We start from the raw sequence: 16,223 nt of genomic DNA on the forward strand, positions 1-16,223 counted from the left end.
TGCTACCGTCCTCGACGATGGAAGCTACGTGCGCCGCGTGTCGTGTGGGTCTGCTCGTCGCGTTCGTCGTGTCGGGTTGCCAGCGGGGAGAGGGAGAGGCGGAGACGTCGCGCGCTTCGGCCTCCTCGTTGGCGCCGAGCGCCTCGGCCGCGCCCGTGGCCCCGCTGCCTCCGCCGCCCGCTGCCTCGTCGAGCGTGGCGCCGAGCGCGGCGGCTCCGGCGCCCGAGCCTCCGTTGGATCCGGAGAGCGTGACGGCCGTCATCGTCTGGCAGAAGGACGACAAGGCGACGGGCGGGTTTCGCTCGTCGTGGGTGGAGCGGGTCGCGGACAAACCCGTGGTCCAGGGGGAGCGCCCGGGGCTCCTCGCCGTCTCGTCGACCTCGATCTGGTCGCTCGGGACGACGATCGTGAAGGGATGCTCGCAGTACACGTTCGACGCGGAGGGGCAGGTCGTCGTTCGAAACGGGCAGCCGGTGCGGGAAAACCCGAACATGGAGATGCCCGAGCTCGTGCGCGCCGAGGACGGCAAGCGCGTGGCGCCGTGGAAAGACGGTCACGGGTATCCGACGATGGGGACCCAATGCGAGAGCTCGCTCGAGGAGTACAGCGTCGGCGTGCGATTCGAGGGCGGCATGGGGCCGTTCGTCGTGGCCAGCGTCAACACCTATGCTTACCATGGCGGCGCGCATGGGATCCGCGGCCAGAACTTCGTGACGATCGACCTCGACCGAGGCGCGGCCGTGAACCTCGCGCCGCCCGAGAAGGACAGGGCTGCGCTGGCGAAAGCCGCGGCGACGGGCCTCGACGTCGAGCCGAAGGAGGTCCGTCCCGCGGGTGTGGTGCTCCTGTATGGCCCGCGCGGCGCAGGGCTCGCGCTCTACCGCTTTGGGGCCTCGGCGCCGTATGTCGGCGGCCTCGGGGGCAACAGCTATAGCAACGATTTCGTGGTCACCTCGAAGAGTTTGCCCGCGGAGCTCGAACGGTACCAGAAGCTCCCTGCCTGGGTGGTGCCGCATCTGAACGGAAAATCGCTGCACGTTTTCATGGTGCCGCCGGCGCGGAAGGCGTCGCTCCGGCAGCAGTTCGACGCGGCCTATTCGAAGTGACGACGGGGCGCTTCCCCTGTGCGGGTCCTTCGTGCATGCTCGTGGGCATGAAGGACAAGATCATCGTCATCACGGGGGCGAGCGCGGGGATCGGCGCTGCGATCGCGCGAAAGGCGGCGGCCGAGGGGGCGCGCGTCGTGCTCGCCGCGCGCAGGGAGAAGGAGCTCTCCGAGGTCGCCGCCGCGTGCGGGCCTGACGCGCTCGCGGTGATCACGGACGTGACCGTGCGCTCCGACGTTGAATCCCTCGCGCGGCAGGCCGTCGAGCGGTTCCGCCGGGTCGACGTGTGGATCAACAACGCGGGCCGCGGCATCACCCGCGCCCCCTCCGAAATCACGGACGACGATCTCGATATGATGATGCGCGACAACGTGAAAAGCGCGCTCTACGGCATGCAGGCGATCCTGCCGCATTTCAAGGAGCGTAACGCGGGGCAGATCCTCAACGTCTCCTCGATGCTCGGCCGTATCCCGTTTTTCGCCCTCCGGGCCGCCTACTCGGCCTCCAAACACGCGCTGAACGCCCTTACCGCCGGCCTGCGCGCCGAGCTCAGACACACGTTCCCGGGGATCGTCGTCACCACCGTCTCGCCGGGGGTCGTCGCGACGGAGTTCGGCCTCAATGCCGTGCACGGCGGGGTCGATTCGCGATCCATGCCGGGCGCGCAGAGTGTCGACGAGGTCGCCGACGTGGTGATCGACGCGATTCGCAATCCGCAGATCGACGTGTACACGCGCCCCGTGTATGCCGACAATGTTCGCCGTTATTACGATGACATGGACGCCTTCGAGCGCGCCTCGTTTGTCGGGCCGAAATGATCCGGAGGAGTTCGCAATGAAGCGAGGATCGATCGCAGTCTGCCTGATCGCCATGTCGTGCAAGCCGACGGGCAGCGAGCCTCCGAAGGATGCCCCGGCGCCGCGTCCGCTCGGCGAGCTCCTCCAGCAGCAGGACCTGACGTACGACGACCTCGGCAAAGATTTTCGCTGGACGCGCGGACAGGCGTTCTCGAAGGCCGGCACGCGGGACGCCGCCGGGTGGCCCCCGTCCGATTCGACGAAGATCACCGTTCGGTACACGAATCCCGACGGCTGGGGCGGGGATCCCAGCGCCCGCACGGGCAAGGGTCGGCGCGATTGCCTCGTCGGCATTTGCCCGACCACGAAAGAGATCGTCGAGTCGGATCTCGAAGTGAATGGCCCCCACGCGATCCTGGAGCTGCCCGCGGCGGATTGCCAGATCCGCCTGACGACCCGGGATTTTCACGGCTACCCTGCGGCGCACCTCCATCGCGAGCCGGGCCTCCCGGGCGGCCAAGGCTACGACGCGCCGAAGCTCCCCGCGGGCACTTCGGCGGGCGCCGTGGTCGATATGGGAGAAGTGACCCCGCGGAGGGAATGACGGCGGGCTGTCGGCCACCAAAGTCCTGGCCTCGGGCTCTTGCGGCGCGATCTCGTCGATACGCTATCGGGGGCACGCCTCCGACGGCGGCGGAGGTTGAAATTCCGCGGTGATGGGGGATAGGATGCCGCCGTGTCCAGCGAACGCGACGCTTCCTTCACCTTGACGAGCATCGACGACGGACGATCCCTGCGGCTGCCGAACCTTCGGGTCACCGTCACGCCCCCCGATCGGCAAACCGTCACGGCGCCCCTCGGGCTCGCGCCCCTCGTGCTCGGCAAGAGCCCCGAATGTGATCTCGTGGTCACGGATCCCAAGGTATCGCGGGTGCATTGCGAGATCCGCCTCACCGAGCAGGGCGTCCTCTTGAAGGACATCCAGAGCCGGAATGGCACCTTCATTCGTGACGTGCGTATCGTCGAGGCCCTCCTCCCGCCGGGCGTGCCCGCCACCGTGGGCGATTCGATGCTCGTTGTGCAGCCGTCCGGCGGGGCCGCCGTCCTTCCCCTCTCCACGCGCGGCTCGTTCGGCGACGCGGTCGGCGAAGGCCTCGCGATGCGGGCGCTCTTCGCGCGGCTGGAGCGCGTGGCGAAATCCGAAGAGACCATTCTTTTGCTCGGCGAATCCGGCACGGGCAAGGAGGTGCTCGCCCGCTCCCTTCACCAGGAGAGCCGGCGCGCCCATGGCCCGTACGTGATCGTCGATTGTGGGGCCATCCCGTCGTCCACCATCGAGGGCGAGCTCTTCGGGACCGTCGCGGGTGCGGCCACGGGCGCGGTGAACCGGGCGGGCTTCTTCGAGGCCGCGCATCAGGGGACGATCTTCATCGACGAGATCGGTGAAGTTCCGCTCGAAGCGCAGCAGAAATTGCTCCGCGTGATCGAGGCTCGGACCGTGCGGAGGCTCGGTTCGACGCAGGAGCGGGCCATCGACGTGCGCATCGTCGCGGCCACGCATCGGAACCTCAAGGCCATGGTGGCAGCGGGCAAGTTCCGGCAGGACCTGTATTTCCGCCTCTCGGTGCTCGAGCTTCAAGTGCCACCCCTGCGTGAGCGGCGGGAGGACATTCCGCTGCTCGTCGAACGTTTCCTTTCGAGCCGCAATCCACCGCTGAAGGCCTCGGACCTGCCGCCCGAGACCCTTCCTATGTTGGTGGGATACGAATGGCCGGGCAACGTGCGCGAGCTCCGAAACGTGATCGCGCGTCTCGTGCTGTTTCCCGAGCTCCTGCACGAGATCCTGGGCCCTGCGGCGGGCTACGCGCCCGAGCCCACGGCCGCGCCGCTGCGCGCCGACGAGGCGGCGAAGGTGGATCCGGAGGATTTGAAGCTCGGCAAATTGCTCGAACTTTCGCTGCCCGAGGCGCGTGAGGCCGTGCTGGCAGAGCTCGAACGCAAGTACGCGACGGCAAAGCTTCGCAAGTACGACGGCAACATCTCGCGCGCGGCCGAGGCCATGGGCGTCTCGCGGCAGCTCCTTCACCGGTTGCTCGACCGGCACGGGATACGCGCCAAGGATGGCCTCTCCGAGAGCCCGGCGTCGCGGCGGACCTGATCGACGCGATGAAATACGGACGGCTGCGACGGGACGAGCCCGGACAAACGCAGGACGTGACGGTCGAGCAGGCCGAGCCGCCTCGCGCGCCGCCCGTCGTGGACCATGCATCTTCGGCCGGCGCGTCCGACGTCACCCATACGCTGGACGCACCTGCGCAGATCGCGCGTGCGGAGCAGGTGCCGCCGGACGCGGGCGCTGAAATGTCGGAAATCCCGCCGGCGCTGTATTCGCGTTTCGAGGCGTTCGAATTCCTCGGGCGTGGTGGAATGGGCGCCGTGTACAAGGCGCGGGATTTTCGCCTCGGCCGCGAGGTCGCCATCAAGCTTCTCTTCGGCGCCGATCCCGAGCTCGGCGGCAGCTTGCTCCGCGAGGCCCGCTCGCAGGCGCGCATCGACCATGAAAACGTGTGTGAGGTGTACGAGGCCGGGACGGCCGATCATATCCGGTTCATCGTCATGCAGCTCCTGCATGGCGAGCCGCTCGACAAGGTGAGGTCGGCGATGACGCTGGAAGAGAAGGTGCGCGTCGTCCGGCAGGTCGCCTTGGCTTTGCACGAGGCGCATCGGATCGGGCTCGTGCATCGCGACGTCAAACCCGCGAACATCCTGGTAGAGCGCGGCGAGGACGGGGCGTGGAAGCCCTACATCATGGATTTCGGCCTCGCGCGGGAAATGGGTGATACCGGGGCGACGGTGACGGGCGCGCTCATGGGAACGCCGTCGTTCATGGCGCCCGAGCAGGCGGCGGGGAAGGTGCGCTCCCTCGATCGTCGCACGGACGTGTATTGCCTCGGCGCGACGCTCTACGACGTCCTCGCCGGCCGTCCGCCGATCGTCGCCGACAACCTCCCGTCCTTGCTCCAGGGGATCGTGCAGGACGAGCCCCCGCCGGTCCGCAAGGTTTTTCGCGACGTGCCCCAGGACCTCGAGGCGATCGTGATGAAATGCCTCGAAAAGGAGCCTTCGGCGCGATACGAATCGGCGAAGGCGCTGGGCGACGATCTGCAGCGGTTCCTCGATGGTGATCCGGTGGAGGCGCGGCGGCGATCGGTCGGATACGTCCTGTGGAAGCGCGCGCGGCGGCACAAGGGCAAGGTGGCGCTCGCGAGCGTCGCGCTCGTCGTCGTGGCGGTGCTCGTCGGGGCCTGGATACGCGAGCGACAGCGGGCTGCCACGCAGGTGACGCTCTCGCGCGAACTCGGCGAGAGCGTGAAGGAAATGGAGTTTTTCCTGCGAAACGCGCACGGCATGCCGCTCCACGACATGGATCGCGAGCGGACGATCGTGCGCGAGCGGTTGAAGGCGATCGCGTCGTCGATGGGCGCCGTGGGGAAGATCGGCGAGGGGCCGGGGCATTATGCGCTCGGGTGTGGGTACCTCGCGCTGCAGGAGCACGCGGAGGCGCTCGCGCACCTCACGCGGGCGGAGGCCGCGGGGTATCGGGATACGGGGCTCGATTATTCGATGGGGATGGCGCTCAGCGAGATCTACAAGAAAGAGCTCGCGGACACGAAGCGGATGGAGGGGGAGCGGAAGCGACAACGCATCGCGGTGATCGAGGCCGAATACAAGGCGCCGGCGCTCGTGCACCTCAAAGCGGCGCTCGGGGGGACGATCGAGGCGCCTGCGTACGTGGAGGGGCTGATCGCGTTTCACGAGGGGCGGCACGAGGAGGCGCTCGTGAAGGCGCGGGAGGCCTTCGAGAAGGCGCCTTGGCTGTACGAGGCGCGGAAGCTCGAAGGCGACGTGCTCTTCGCGATGGGGAGGAAGTACGGCCACGACGCGGCGTTCGACCACGAAAAGATGTCGAATTGGTTCGGTCAGGCGGGGGACGCGTATCACGCGGCCGCCGCCATCGGGAGCAGCGATCCGGCGGTGCACGTCGCGATGTGCGAGCTCTTCACGCAGGAGATGAACGGCGCGCGCGCGGCGCAGAAGGCCCTCCGGCCGAGCTTCGAGGCGGCGAAGGAGGCGTGTGGAAACGCGATCGCCGCGAGCCCCGCGATTGGTCTCGGACACCTGCGATTGGCGCAATTGCATTCGCATTTCGCGTGGCACGTCGCCGTCGGGGATGCGCCCGACGAGCAGCCGGAGGTCGCGATCGCGAAGGCCCTCGAGCACGCGGAGAAGGCGGCGCAGAGGGGCGCCGAGGAGCCGATGGCGTGGTACGTCGTGGCCGCGGTTTGGCGGACGCGGGCCCTTCACGCGAGCGAGCGCGGCCTCGATGTGGTGCCCGCGGTCGACCACGCCATCACGGCGTACGACGAGGCGCTCTTGCGGGACCCCGTCTTCGTGTGGGCGCTGAACGAAAGCTGCTCCGCGTATTATTCCCGTGCCCAGCACGAATTCATGCACGGCATCGACGCGCGCCGCTCCATCGAGGAGGGACTTCGGCGTTGCAACAAGGCCCTCGAGATCGACCCGAGTTTTTCCTACGCGAAGCTCACGGCGATCGACCATCGATTGCTGCTGGCGGAGCAAGCGGTGGCGATGGGGCAATCCCCGCGCGACGTCGTGAAGGAAGCGGAGGCGCTGATCGATGCGTTTCAGCAGCAATCGCCGCGCTCGTCGGTGCCGCATCGCTTTCGCGCCATGCTGGCGCTGATGGAAGCGACGTACCTGCTCGAATCCGGCGGCGATCCGACGCCTGCATTGCTCCGGGCCGACGCAAACACCGCGGAGCACGCGCGCCTCGCGCCGACGTCCTCCCTCACGGACAAGCTCCGCGGACGAGCGGCCACGATCCGCGCGCGGCTTCATTGCGAGCGCGGGGAGGATCCGTCGTCCTGGATCCTCGAAGCGAGGGACGCCTTCGGAAACGCCATGAAGGCGAAGCCGAGTCACCTCGAGTATCGGGTGGGGAGCGCCATGGTGGAGACGATCGCCCTGCGCTGGGCGATGCAACGGAACAAGGCCAACGAGGCTCGATTCGATGCGGCGCTCGAATCGGTTTTGCCGCTCCTCGACGTGAAGCGCGCCGATCCTCGACTTTACGTCGCGCTTGGCGAGATTCACGAGCTCAAAGGTCGGTTCAGGAGCGGGCGAGGCGGAGGCGCGGAGCCCGAGATCACGCGGGGGCTGGCGTTCATCACGCAGGCGTTGTCCATTCATCCCCGCATGCCGGGCGCCCTCGCGTGCAAGGGCAGGCTCTTGCTTCTGCGGGCGTCGATGGCCAAGAGGGAGAGCGAGGCGCGCGAGGCTGCGAAATTGTCGCTGGAGGCATTTTCGGCGGCTGCGCGGGACAACCCGCTCGTCGAGAGGATGGACCGGCAGGCCATCGAGGCCGCGCGGCGCCTTGCGCGGGAGGCGCCGGCGCGCGGCCCCTGAGAATATTGCATCAAGGGCCGTCGCACGCGGGGTCGTGCTCCGCGGTGAAAAATCCTCCGATGGTGTTGAGCCAGGTCTTGATGGCAGGACGGCCGAGGCAGCTCCAGTTTTTCGTGACGGGGTTCTGCGTGCAATCCGTACCCATGCTCGATCGCACTTCCACATTGCAGTCGGGGATCAGGTCGCCCGGTGTGTGCTCCGATGTGCAAGTCCGCGTCAGCAGCGTGTTGTACGAATTTTCGCATGGCAGGACGAGTTCCTTTAAGGGCCAGACGATGTACTCGCGTTCTCCCGTGTCCGACAGGCGAGCCACCCAGAGGGCCTCTTGGAAGCCGAACATGATGGCCTGCATGCCCTTTAGGCCGTTGGAGGTGACGGAATCCCCCGTGATCCGGATCGGCACGGGCGTCTCCTTGGGGTTGATGTTCACGAGCATGCATGTGAAGAGGTCCAACTTCTCGGAGAGGGTGAGGCCGCGCGTCGCCCACTCCGGCGTGGTCTTCAGGTGGCCCCATCCGACGTGACCGCCGGGGCCGTAGGTTCCCTCCGGCAATGCGCAGTGGATCGCATACGCGAGCGTGCGGCTACCCGTGTCGGCGAGCAGCTCGGCCACGGCCGTATTCTCCGGCGCGTTGATGCTGAGGTCCGCCGCTTCCCATAGCAGGTCCGCGTGATCGTGGAAGTCGTCGGTGCCGAGGCTGTTGGTTCCGTGATCGCCGGCCTCGAGTGTCTCGAGCCCGACGCTGTCGATGGGATCGACGCTATCCTCGGGCGCCGCGAGACACCCCGCCGTGAGCAGACCGGAACCGATGGCAGCAGCAAGGAGGAGGGAGCGGTGGGGTGTCATGGCAGTTGAGTCCTTTATCTGAAGTTCGGGCGACGTTTTCGTCCGTCGCGTGGATACGGCCCATCATAACAAGACCCATGCCAGGCCGAAAGGTGGCCCGGCGCATGCTCCATCGCACGGAACATGCGCCACAGCCCCGCCTCGCGAGACATGGTGCCGCGACACTGTCACGCCGCCGTGACACCCGGTGTTCCGCCGTTGTGACAGCGCTTCTGCGCCGCAGAACATCGGGAGCTCGTCGCCGGAATGATAAATGCCCATAGCCACCCGTTGGCCTCGCCTGGCACGTCCTGTGCGAGGCACGTTCCGTGCATTGGAAACCCCAGCGCCCGGAGCAGCCATGAAGAAGATAGGCGCACTCGGACTCTTCGTCGCTCTCGCGGCGAGCACGGCCCTCGCCCGGGTGACGACTTCGCGTTCCGATCGTCTCGCCGCCGTGGGAGGTCATTATGGTGACGTGGCGGGTTACATCCGCATCGCAACGACCACCGACGGCTTCAAGTACGTCGCCACCGCCGATGGCCAGAGACCGTTCGTTGTGTACAACGTGGGTGACAAGGTCACGGACGATGCGACGCTGGCGGTTTGCGGCATCCACGCGGCCGGGGGGCTCGTCGGATGCGATCCGGCTTATGGCGCGACCATGCTTTACGCGCTGGAGGACCTCCAGAGCTCCACGCCCGACCCGAGCGAGATGACGATCCAGTGCCACGTGCTCTTCGGGACCACGGGCCACTGCAAGATCACGTGGCTCGACGGGAGCGCGGCGTGTTATGTGTGCAGCGATGGCGCCTGCGCCAAGACCGATTGCTAGATAGGCCCTTCGATGCGGTGAAGCCCTCTGCGAGAAGCACCGCGTCGGTGCCGATCGGAGCGTCGTCGAGGTCGTCGGCTTCGAAGGGCCCCCGCAAGCTCAAACGTTTCGTCTGCGCGTTACGGGGCCGCGGGCTCGGCGGGTAGATCGTAGTCGAACGTGTATCGGTGTTCGCCGCCCACGATGTCGATTTGCATTCGGCCGTGCAGCCCGGTGAGGGAGCCCGTGGCGGTGTCGGGCACCACGGTCACCGAAAGCGAGGCGGCGCCGCGGTCCATCGTGCCGCTGTGTTGCAGCACGAAGCTCCCGGAGCGCCCGTCGAGCGCGCCTTCCACGCGCTCGAGCGCCACGTATCCGGCCGAACCCTTCACGCCAGACACCGCGCTGATCATCTCCACGACGCTCGTGGCCACGAGTCCGCCCTCGAATCGTTTGTCGAAGCGGCTGCGCCCGAGCGTGGCGCCTTCGCGGGTATCGTACGGCGGTTCGGCGGTTCGGGTGATATCGAAGCGTCCTTGGGCCTTGTGGTTCATGGGGCGGACGGTACCGGGACAGACCCCGGCGTGCAACCCCGCCGGCGGCGTTTTCCTGCGGTACGGGCGCGGGGCCGTCGAGGCTGCTAGGGTTTCGGATGCAGAAGCGCCTGCGTCGACGAGACCTCCTGCGCGTCGCGGGTTGTTGTGCGGTCGGGATCGCTGCGCTCGACGCCTTCGCGATCGAGCCTGCCAGGATCGAGATCGTCGAGCACGACATCCCCGTCCCGGGCCTCCCGCGGGGCCTCGAGGGCTTCCGCATCGCCCACCTCTCGGATTTGCATTTGAGTTCGCTCGGACATGTGCACCACGCCGTACTGGCGGCCATGAAGTCGTTCCAGCCAAACCTCGTCGTCCTGACCGGCGACTCCGTCGAGGATCCGAACGCGCTCAGCGTGCTCTCGGAGTTCTGCCGCGCGCTCGCCGCGACGGGGCGCGAGGTGGTCGCGACGGTCGGGAACTGGGAGCACTGGGGCGGGGTCCCGATGGACGACCTACGCCGGGCATTCGTGCGTGTCGGCGCGAGGCTCCTCGGAAACGAATCCACGCGGCTCACGAGCGGCATTACCGTCGTCGCCACGGACGATTTTTGCAGCGGGCACGACGATCTCACTGCCGCGCTGCGCGACCTGCCCTCCGGACCCGCGCGGCTGTTTCTCACGCACGCGCCTGGCATTTTCGACGAGCTGCCCAGCGACGCGCCGCGCTTCGATCTCGGCCTTTCAGGACACACGCATGGCGGACAGGTGCGGGCCTTCGGCGCGCCGATATGGGTCCCGCCCGGCTCGGGGCGTTTTCGAGCAGGGATGTATACGACGGCCAAGGGGCCCATTTACGTGAGCCGCGGTATCGGCACGAGCGTTCTGCCCGTGCGGTTCACGTGCAGGCCGGAGTTGCCCCTCTTGCGGCTCGTCGCTGGATGAGCGGGAACTCGCCGGATCCTCGTCGCGCCCGGGGCCGAAACCGAGTAGACTCCGATGCTCTGCGCGGGAGGCGTCGATGCGCTTTATTCTCAGCAACTACGGGCACCGCTACCTCTTGCACCTCGCGCGTTCGGGCGCGCTCGACCAGGCCGTCGAAGCGGACGACGTGGGTCGGCTCTGTCGGATCTTCTCTCGCGGCGTCCTCGACGAGGACGAAAGTCCCGAGCTCTCGGCGCTCGTGGCGCGCGGGATGATCGAGCCGGCCCCCGAAGGCATGGATCGCGACGCCGCCCGCCTGCGTTATGATCGCAACCCGCTGGAGCACCTCCGGCGCGTGGTCTTCGAGTACACGACGGTCTGCAACCTCGATTGCAACCACTGCCGCAATTCGAACCTGGAGGCGCACGCCGAGGCCGATCCGACGCGGCTCCGGCGGATCGTCGACGCCGTCGTGCCGCTCGGCCTCGACCGCTTCGATTTCATCGGCGGTGAGGTTACGCTGTACGGCAAGGGATGGCTCGATCTCGTCGCGTACATCCGCGCGCAGGGCGGCACACACGCGTCCGTCATCACGAGCGGGTGGTTCTTCGGCGAAACGAATTTCCGCGCGGCGGGAAAACGTTATGCGAGCGATCGCGAATACCTGGGTGATCTCCGGGCCCGCGGCCTCACGCACGTCATCGTCAGCCTCGACGGCCCTGCTGCGGCGCACGATGTTTGCCGCGGGGTGCCGGGTCTCTATGATCGCGTGATCGAGGGGCTCGACAAGGTGCGCGACGCCGGCCTCGAACCACGCGTGTCCCTCGTGGTCGGCATGGGCATCTCCCGCGCGGAAACGCAGCCGTGGATGGCCGGCCTCTCGCGGCGCATCTATGGTCCCGCGCCGGACGATCTCACGGCTGCGCAGCGGCTCGTGCTGGACGAATCCAACTACGTGAGCAATTTCATCGACGTCGGCGGCGGCGTGAAACTCCGGCGTTCGCGCCGCGACCTCGCGGCGTTCACCAATGACGAGCTCCGCTGCAAGAACTTCTTCCGCCCCGCCCCCACGCTGCGCATCAAGGCGACGGGCGAGATCGCGCTTTGCCCTCTGATCGAGGGCGGCGACGGGTATGGCAACGTGCATGAGCGGGACATCGTCGAGCTGCTCAACCACATGCAGGACGCGTTCGTGTACAAGCTGCACGCCGAGCGGCGCGTCGGCGCGCACCTTCGTTTCGTGAAGCCCGAGGTCTTCGGCGGGAGCATCGGCCATGCTTGCAGCGTGCGCGTGGCGATCAACATGATCGCCCGGACCATGCACGAGCGTGGCGTGGCCGCAGACGATCAGGCTGCGATTCATGCCATCAACGTGGAGGTCGCCGAGAAAATGGGTGTATTGCCGCGGACCGGCATCCACCGCGCAAATGGTCACGTCCGCGCGCGGTGATCGGTCGGACCTCGGCCGCGTGGCGCCTCGTCACACATCGTCGCTTTCGCACGATACCATGTGCGTGACCATGCGCCTCCTCCCGTCGACCTCGAAGACCGCCGCGCGCGCCGCCCTCTCGTTGTTGTTTCTCGCAGCGTGTGAGGCCCCGCGCTCGAGCCCCGTCGATGCACGTCCACCCGAGGTCGTGCTCGAGGACGCGGGGCCGGAGCCCATCATCGACGCGGGGCCCGACGTCGAGCCCAAGCGCGAGATCGGTCCGTTCGAGATTCCGTTCCTCGGCAAGCGTACGGTGTTTTTCGCGAGGCCAAGCGAGCGCGCGAAGGGGCACAGGCTGATCGCGAACCTGCACGGCGTCTGCAATCCACCCGGGTATGCCTGCGGCTACTGGGTGAATGCGGCTTCGCATGTCGGTTTCCTCGTTTGTCCGACCGGCGATGCGACGTGCGGCAAGGCCGCCTATGATGCGCCGACGTGGTCGGGGTCCTACGAGAAAATGGGGGACGACCTCGAAAAGGCGATCGTCGTGGTCGACGCGACGCACCCCAGCGAGATCACCCGCGAGGGCGCCATCTTGACGGGGTTTTCCCGTGGCGCTTATGCCGCGGCGCGAATCGCGCTGGCGCATCCGGGGCGCTGGCCGTATCTCATTTTGAACGAGGCGGATGTGCCGCTCGAAGGCGCGGCGCTGCGCAAAGCCGGCGTGCGCGCGGTGGCGATGATCGCGGGGGAGCGAAGTGGCCAGGTCGCGGGCGAGCGCGCGACGGTGGCGAAGCTCGTCGCGCAAGGGTATCCCGCGAGGTTGTGGGTGATGCCCGGCGCAGGGCATCACTATTCGGGCAACATCGACGAGATCATGGCCGAGGCCATGGCGTGGCTCCTCGAACGCTGACCTCGTTCGTCTCCCCGCGAAACGAACGGACTGCGCGGCTCGACCGGCGAAATTCTTCCCACACCACCACGAGCGGCAGAGGCAACTCCAGGCGCTGCGCATTACGAAGCAGTGGGGTAGGTGCATGGAAAAAAGCGGTAAGGCGGACTGGTCCCGCACACTTGGTTCTGCCGCCGCGTTGTTCACGAGTTACTTCCTCCTCGCGGACTGGGGGCTGCAGTGGGCGACGATCCGCGGCGCGGGTTCGCCGGTGTTCCCTGCTGCGGGGGTTGCCCTCGCCGGCCTTTTGCTCGGCGGCCGGCGGCTATGGCCGGCCGTGTTCGCCGGCAGGCTGGTGGCGTTCCTCGTAGACGGGCGTGCCCTTCCGTTATGGGCCCAGGCCGCCATTGCGATGGGAAACGCGCTCGCTGCTGTGATCGGAGCGTGGATTTTGGAACGCGTTCATATCCGGCTCGCGCTGACGCGTCTGCGCGACATGCTGGCCTTGATCGGCGCCGGCCTCGTCAGCTCGGCTGTCGGCGCCACCATCGGCAGCGTCGCGCTCGCCAGCGTGGTTGCGCATGCATTCGTCTGGGCCCCGGTGTTGTGGCTCAACTGGTGGGCGGGCAATGTGGCGGGCATGCTGGTCGTCGCGCCCCTCGTGTTGAGCTGGACGCGCAGCGAGCCGATCGGCCGGAGCTTTCGGTGGTGGCTTCATCTCTTGTTGAGCACGGTGACGGCGGGGAGCGTCGCATGGTTGATCTTCGGGCCTCACATGCCCCGCCTCCCCCTCGCATGGGCGATTTTCCCGGCGCTCATGTGGGGGGCGTTGGCGGGGGGCGTGCGGGGGGCGACGACGGCCATGCTCCCGGTGGCCGCGGCCGCAGTCTGGGGCACGACGGCAGGGTATGGGGCGTTTGCCACCCTCGCAGAAAATTTCCAGCTCGTTCTGCTCCAGCAATTCGTCGCCGTGGCCGCAATGACCACGCTGGTCCTGGCCGCTGTCGTGGACGAATGGCGAAGGGGCGAGGTGCTCCGCGAGAACGAGGAACGGCTGCGCCTCGCCAGCCGAGCGGGAAGGACCGGCGTCTGGACGTGGAACCTCACGACCGGGAGGACCTTTTGGACCACGGAGGCCTGCGAGCTTTACGGCCACCGAGGGGGCTGCATGGTCGATTACGAGCGGTGGATCGAGAGCGTGCATCCCGACGACCGCGAGCTGGCCCGAAGGACGGTCAACGAGGCCATCGAGCAGGCTCGGGCGGGGGGGAGTGGTCCCCATTCCTACAAGGATGAATATCGCGCCATTCACGCCGACGGTTCCGTCGTGTGGCTGGAGTCGAGCGGGGCCATCGAGTGCAAGGGGGACGAGCTCGTGATGCTCGGGGTCGTTCGGGACATCACGGAGCGGAAGCTCGCCGAAGCGGCGTTGCACGAGAGCGAAGCGCACATCCGCCGCGTCCTCGATAACTTGTTTGCGTTCGTGGGTGTGATGGCCCTTGATGGGACACTCCTCCAGTGCAACCGCGCGCCGCTCGAAGCGGCGAACATCTCCGCCACCGAGGTCCTCGGGAGGAAATTTTGGGATTGTTATTGGTGGAGCGGTTTGCCCGAAGTGCAGGCGCGGCTCCACGATGCCATGGCCCGCGCGACGCGCGGCGAGGTCGTTCGTTTCGACGTGACGGCGCGCATGGCAGGCGGTTCGCTCATCTGCGTCGACTTTCAGCTCGCACCCCTGCGCGACGACGAGGGGCACGTCACCCACCTCATCCCTTCCGGAATGGATATCACCGCGCGCAAGCGCGCCGAGAACGAGCGCGAGCGATTGCTGGAGAGCGAGCGGGCCGCACGCGCGGACGCAGAGCGCGCGAGCCGCCTCAAAGACGAGTTTCTCTCGACGGTGAGCCACGAGCTCCGCACCCCGCTCACCGCCATTCTCGGTTGGTCGCAGGTGTTACGCCGCCGGGCGAACGGCAAGGACCAGGACCTCCACAAGGGGCTCATGGCCATCGATCGTAATGCCCGCGCCCTGGCGCAGCTCATCGAGGACCTGCTCGACATGGGCCGAATCAGCTCCGGGAAGGCGCACCTGGACATGCGATCGGTGGACCTGCATGATGTGCTCGCGCTCGTTCTCTCGTCCGTCGCTCCCTCGGTCGCGGCAAAGCAAGTTCATCTCGAATCCAATTCGAGACCCTTTTCAGGGAAGGTACGCGGGGATCCGAACCGGCTGCAACAGGTCGTTTGGAACCTCGTGAGCAATGCCGTCAAATTCACACCGAGCGGCGGGAAGGTGCAGGTCACGCTCGACCGCGTCGACGGTGATGCCGAGATCACCGTCACCGATACGGGACAAGGCATCAAGCCCGAATTCATGCCGCACGTCTTCGAGCGGTTTCGCCAAGCAGACAGCTCGACGACGCGCGAGCACGGCGGGCTCGGCCTCGGCCTCGCGATCGTGAAGAACCTGGTCGAGCTCCATGGCGGCACCGTGGGCGTGACGAGCGCCGGCGAGGGAAAGGGCGCGACGTTCGCCGTCCGGCTCCCCATCGTAGACGCTCGGGCTTCCGGGGGCGAGGAGGTATGCGACGTCGCGGATAGGGGTGGGATCGCGGTATGCCCCGTGAATGATTCGAGGCGGCGGACGGGCTAGAGCGTTTTCCAGGTGAAATCGCCGTTGCGGAGGAATACGCGCACGGCGCGCCCGCGAATCGCGTCGCGCGCGACGAATCCGAAGATCCGGCCGTCGTGGCTGTTTCCGCGGTTGTCGCCCATCACGAGGTAATGGCCGTCGGGAACGCGCACGGGGCCGAAATCAGGGCCGCCGAGGCGCAGCGGGTGGCGCGTATCGCCGAGCGCCTCCCAGGCGCCGCCGCGCTCGTGCGTGACGGGCGCTTCCTGCCCATTGAGCGTGACGCGGCCGCCCTTCACGGCGACCATGTCCCCAGGCCCCGCGACGACCCGCTTCAACAGCGTGCTGTCATTCTCGGGCGACGCCAGGACGACCACGTCCCCCGGCTTCGGCTCCGCGAGCGGCAGGATATACGTGTCGACCACGGGCAACCGCAACCCGAACGCGCGTTTGTCGACGAGGATACGGTCGCCGACCTGGACCGTCGGCTCCATCGAGCCACTCGGGACGACGTAATGGTCGGCGAGCGAGGTCCGCGCGATGAGCATGACGGCGGCGGCGGCGCCCATTGGCAGGAACTCTTTGATGACGTGACGGCGGCGGCTCGGCCGCGACCGTGGCGACGGCGAGGACGAAGGCGCAGGGGGAGGGGTGGAAGGGCGAGCAGAAAGAGGGTCGGCCATCGCGCCCGAAACCGGCCGCGTCCGCGTCTATTCCCGCGACGTTGTCCTTGGCGTCGTGCACGCCTCGGACGCGCGCGGTCGGACGTGCCGGCCGAGCGTCC

13 protein-coding genes are annotated in these 16,223 nt (G+C 67.4%); 10 read left to right on the forward strand and 3 right to left on the reverse strand.

The genetic code is table 11. The features are described 5' to 3' along the window. The first annotated feature begins 17 nt into the window (after nucleotides 1–17). The 5 genes from POL67_RS04320 (at nucleotide 18) to POL67_RS04340 (ending at nucleotide 7,390) form a co-directional block, all read left to right on the forward strand. Nucleotides 18–1,106: a hypothetical protein gene (locus tag POL67_RS04320; RefSeq protein WP_271915759.1), complete on the forward strand. Its 1,089-nt coding sequence runs from the start codon at nucleotides 18–20 to the stop codon at nucleotides 1,104–1,106. Between the two features lie 47 nt (nucleotides 1,107–1,153). Then, nucleotides 1,154–1,924, forward strand: a complete 771-nt coding sequence (locus POL67_RS04325; protein WP_271915760.1) for an SDR family NAD(P)-dependent oxidoreductase — start codon at nucleotides 1,154–1,156, stop codon at nucleotides 1,922–1,924. A 16-nt stretch (nucleotides 1,925–1,940) separates the two neighbouring features. Continuing rightward, nucleotides 1,941–2,507: a hypothetical protein gene (locus POL67_RS04330; protein WP_271915761.1), complete on the forward strand. Its 567-nt coding sequence runs from the start codon at nucleotides 1,941–1,943 to the stop codon at nucleotides 2,505–2,507. A gap of 132 nt (nucleotides 2,508–2,639) precedes the next feature. Further along, nucleotides 2,640–4,061 carry a sigma 54-interacting transcriptional regulator gene (locus POL67_RS04335; RefSeq protein WP_271915762.1) on the forward strand — a complete coding sequence of 474 codons (1,422 nt, stop codon included), beginning with the start codon at nucleotides 2,640–2,642 and terminating at the stop codon, nucleotides 4,059–4,061. An 8-nt stretch (nucleotides 4,062–4,069) separates the two neighbouring features. Further along, on the forward strand, nucleotides 4,070–7,390 hold the full coding sequence (locus tag POL67_RS04340) for a serine/threonine-protein kinase (protein ID WP_271915763.1): 3,321 nt from the start codon (nucleotides 4,070–4,072) through the stop codon (nucleotides 7,388–7,390). A gap of 10 nt (nucleotides 7,391–7,400) precedes the next feature. On the opposite strand, the gene POL67_RS04345 is transcribed toward POL67_RS04340, so the two are convergent. Then, a complete protein-coding gene (locus POL67_RS04345) occupies nucleotides 7,401–8,237 on the reverse strand; it encodes a hypothetical protein (protein ID WP_271915764.1) in 837 nt (278 codons plus the stop codon). 340 nt (nucleotides 8,238–8,577) lie between these two features. On the opposite strand from POL67_RS04345, the gene POL67_RS04350 reads away from it, so the two are divergent. Next, entirely contained in the window at nucleotides 8,578–9,051 is a 474-nt protein-coding gene (locus tag POL67_RS04350; protein WP_271915765.1) for a hypothetical protein, read from the forward strand. 119 nt (nucleotides 9,052–9,170) lie between these two features. Here the strand turns inward: POL67_RS04350 and POL67_RS04355 are convergent, their stop codons facing one another. Continuing rightward, the gene (locus tag POL67_RS04355) at nucleotides 9,171–9,584 is read right to left on the reverse strand and encodes a DUF3224 domain-containing protein (protein ID WP_271915766.1); all 414 of its coding nucleotides are present in this window, start codon (nucleotides 9,582–9,584) and stop codon (nucleotides 9,171–9,173) included. 98 nt (nucleotides 9,585–9,682) lie between these two features. Here POL67_RS04355 and POL67_RS04360 point away from each other — a divergent pair, with 98 nt between their 5' ends. The 4 genes from POL67_RS04360 (at nucleotide 9,683) to POL67_RS04375 (ending at nucleotide 15,460) form a co-directional block, all read left to right on the forward strand. Further along, nucleotides 9,683–10,507 (forward strand): metallophosphoesterase, encoded by an 825-nt coding sequence (locus tag POL67_RS04360; RefSeq protein ID WP_271915767.1) that lies wholly within the window; start codon nucleotides 9,683–9,685, stop codon nucleotides 10,505–10,507. Nucleotides 10,508–10,583: 76 nt separating this feature from the next. After that, complete coding sequence (locus POL67_RS04365; RefSeq protein WP_271915768.1) at nucleotides 10,584–11,936, forward strand: radical SAM protein; 1,353 nt, start codon at nucleotides 10,584–10,586, stop codon at nucleotides 11,934–11,936. 70 nt (nucleotides 11,937–12,006) lie between these two features. Further along, complete coding sequence (locus POL67_RS04370; protein ID WP_271915769.1) at nucleotides 12,007–12,828, forward strand: hypothetical protein; 822 nt, start codon at nucleotides 12,007–12,009, stop codon at nucleotides 12,826–12,828. A 124-nt stretch (nucleotides 12,829–12,952) separates the two neighbouring features. Continuing rightward, on the forward strand, nucleotides 12,953–15,460 hold the full coding sequence (locus POL67_RS04375; protein ID WP_271915770.1) for an ATP-binding protein: 2,508 nt from the start codon (nucleotides 12,953–12,955) through the stop codon (nucleotides 15,458–15,460). Here POL67_RS04375 and lepB read toward each other — a convergent pair. Continuing rightward, complete coding sequence (gene lepB / locus POL67_RS04380) at nucleotides 15,457–16,008, reverse strand: signal peptidase I (protein ID WP_271915771.1); 552 nt, start codon at nucleotides 16,006–16,008, stop codon at nucleotides 15,457–15,459. The genes POL67_RS04375 and lepB overlap by 4 nt on opposite strands. Nucleotides 16,009–16,223: the final 215 nt, after the last annotated feature.

Source organism: Polyangium mundeleinium (genome assembly GCF_028369105.1).
Lineage (GTDB): Bacteria > Myxococcota_A > Polyangia > Polyangiales > Polyangiaceae > Polyangium > Polyangium mundeleinium.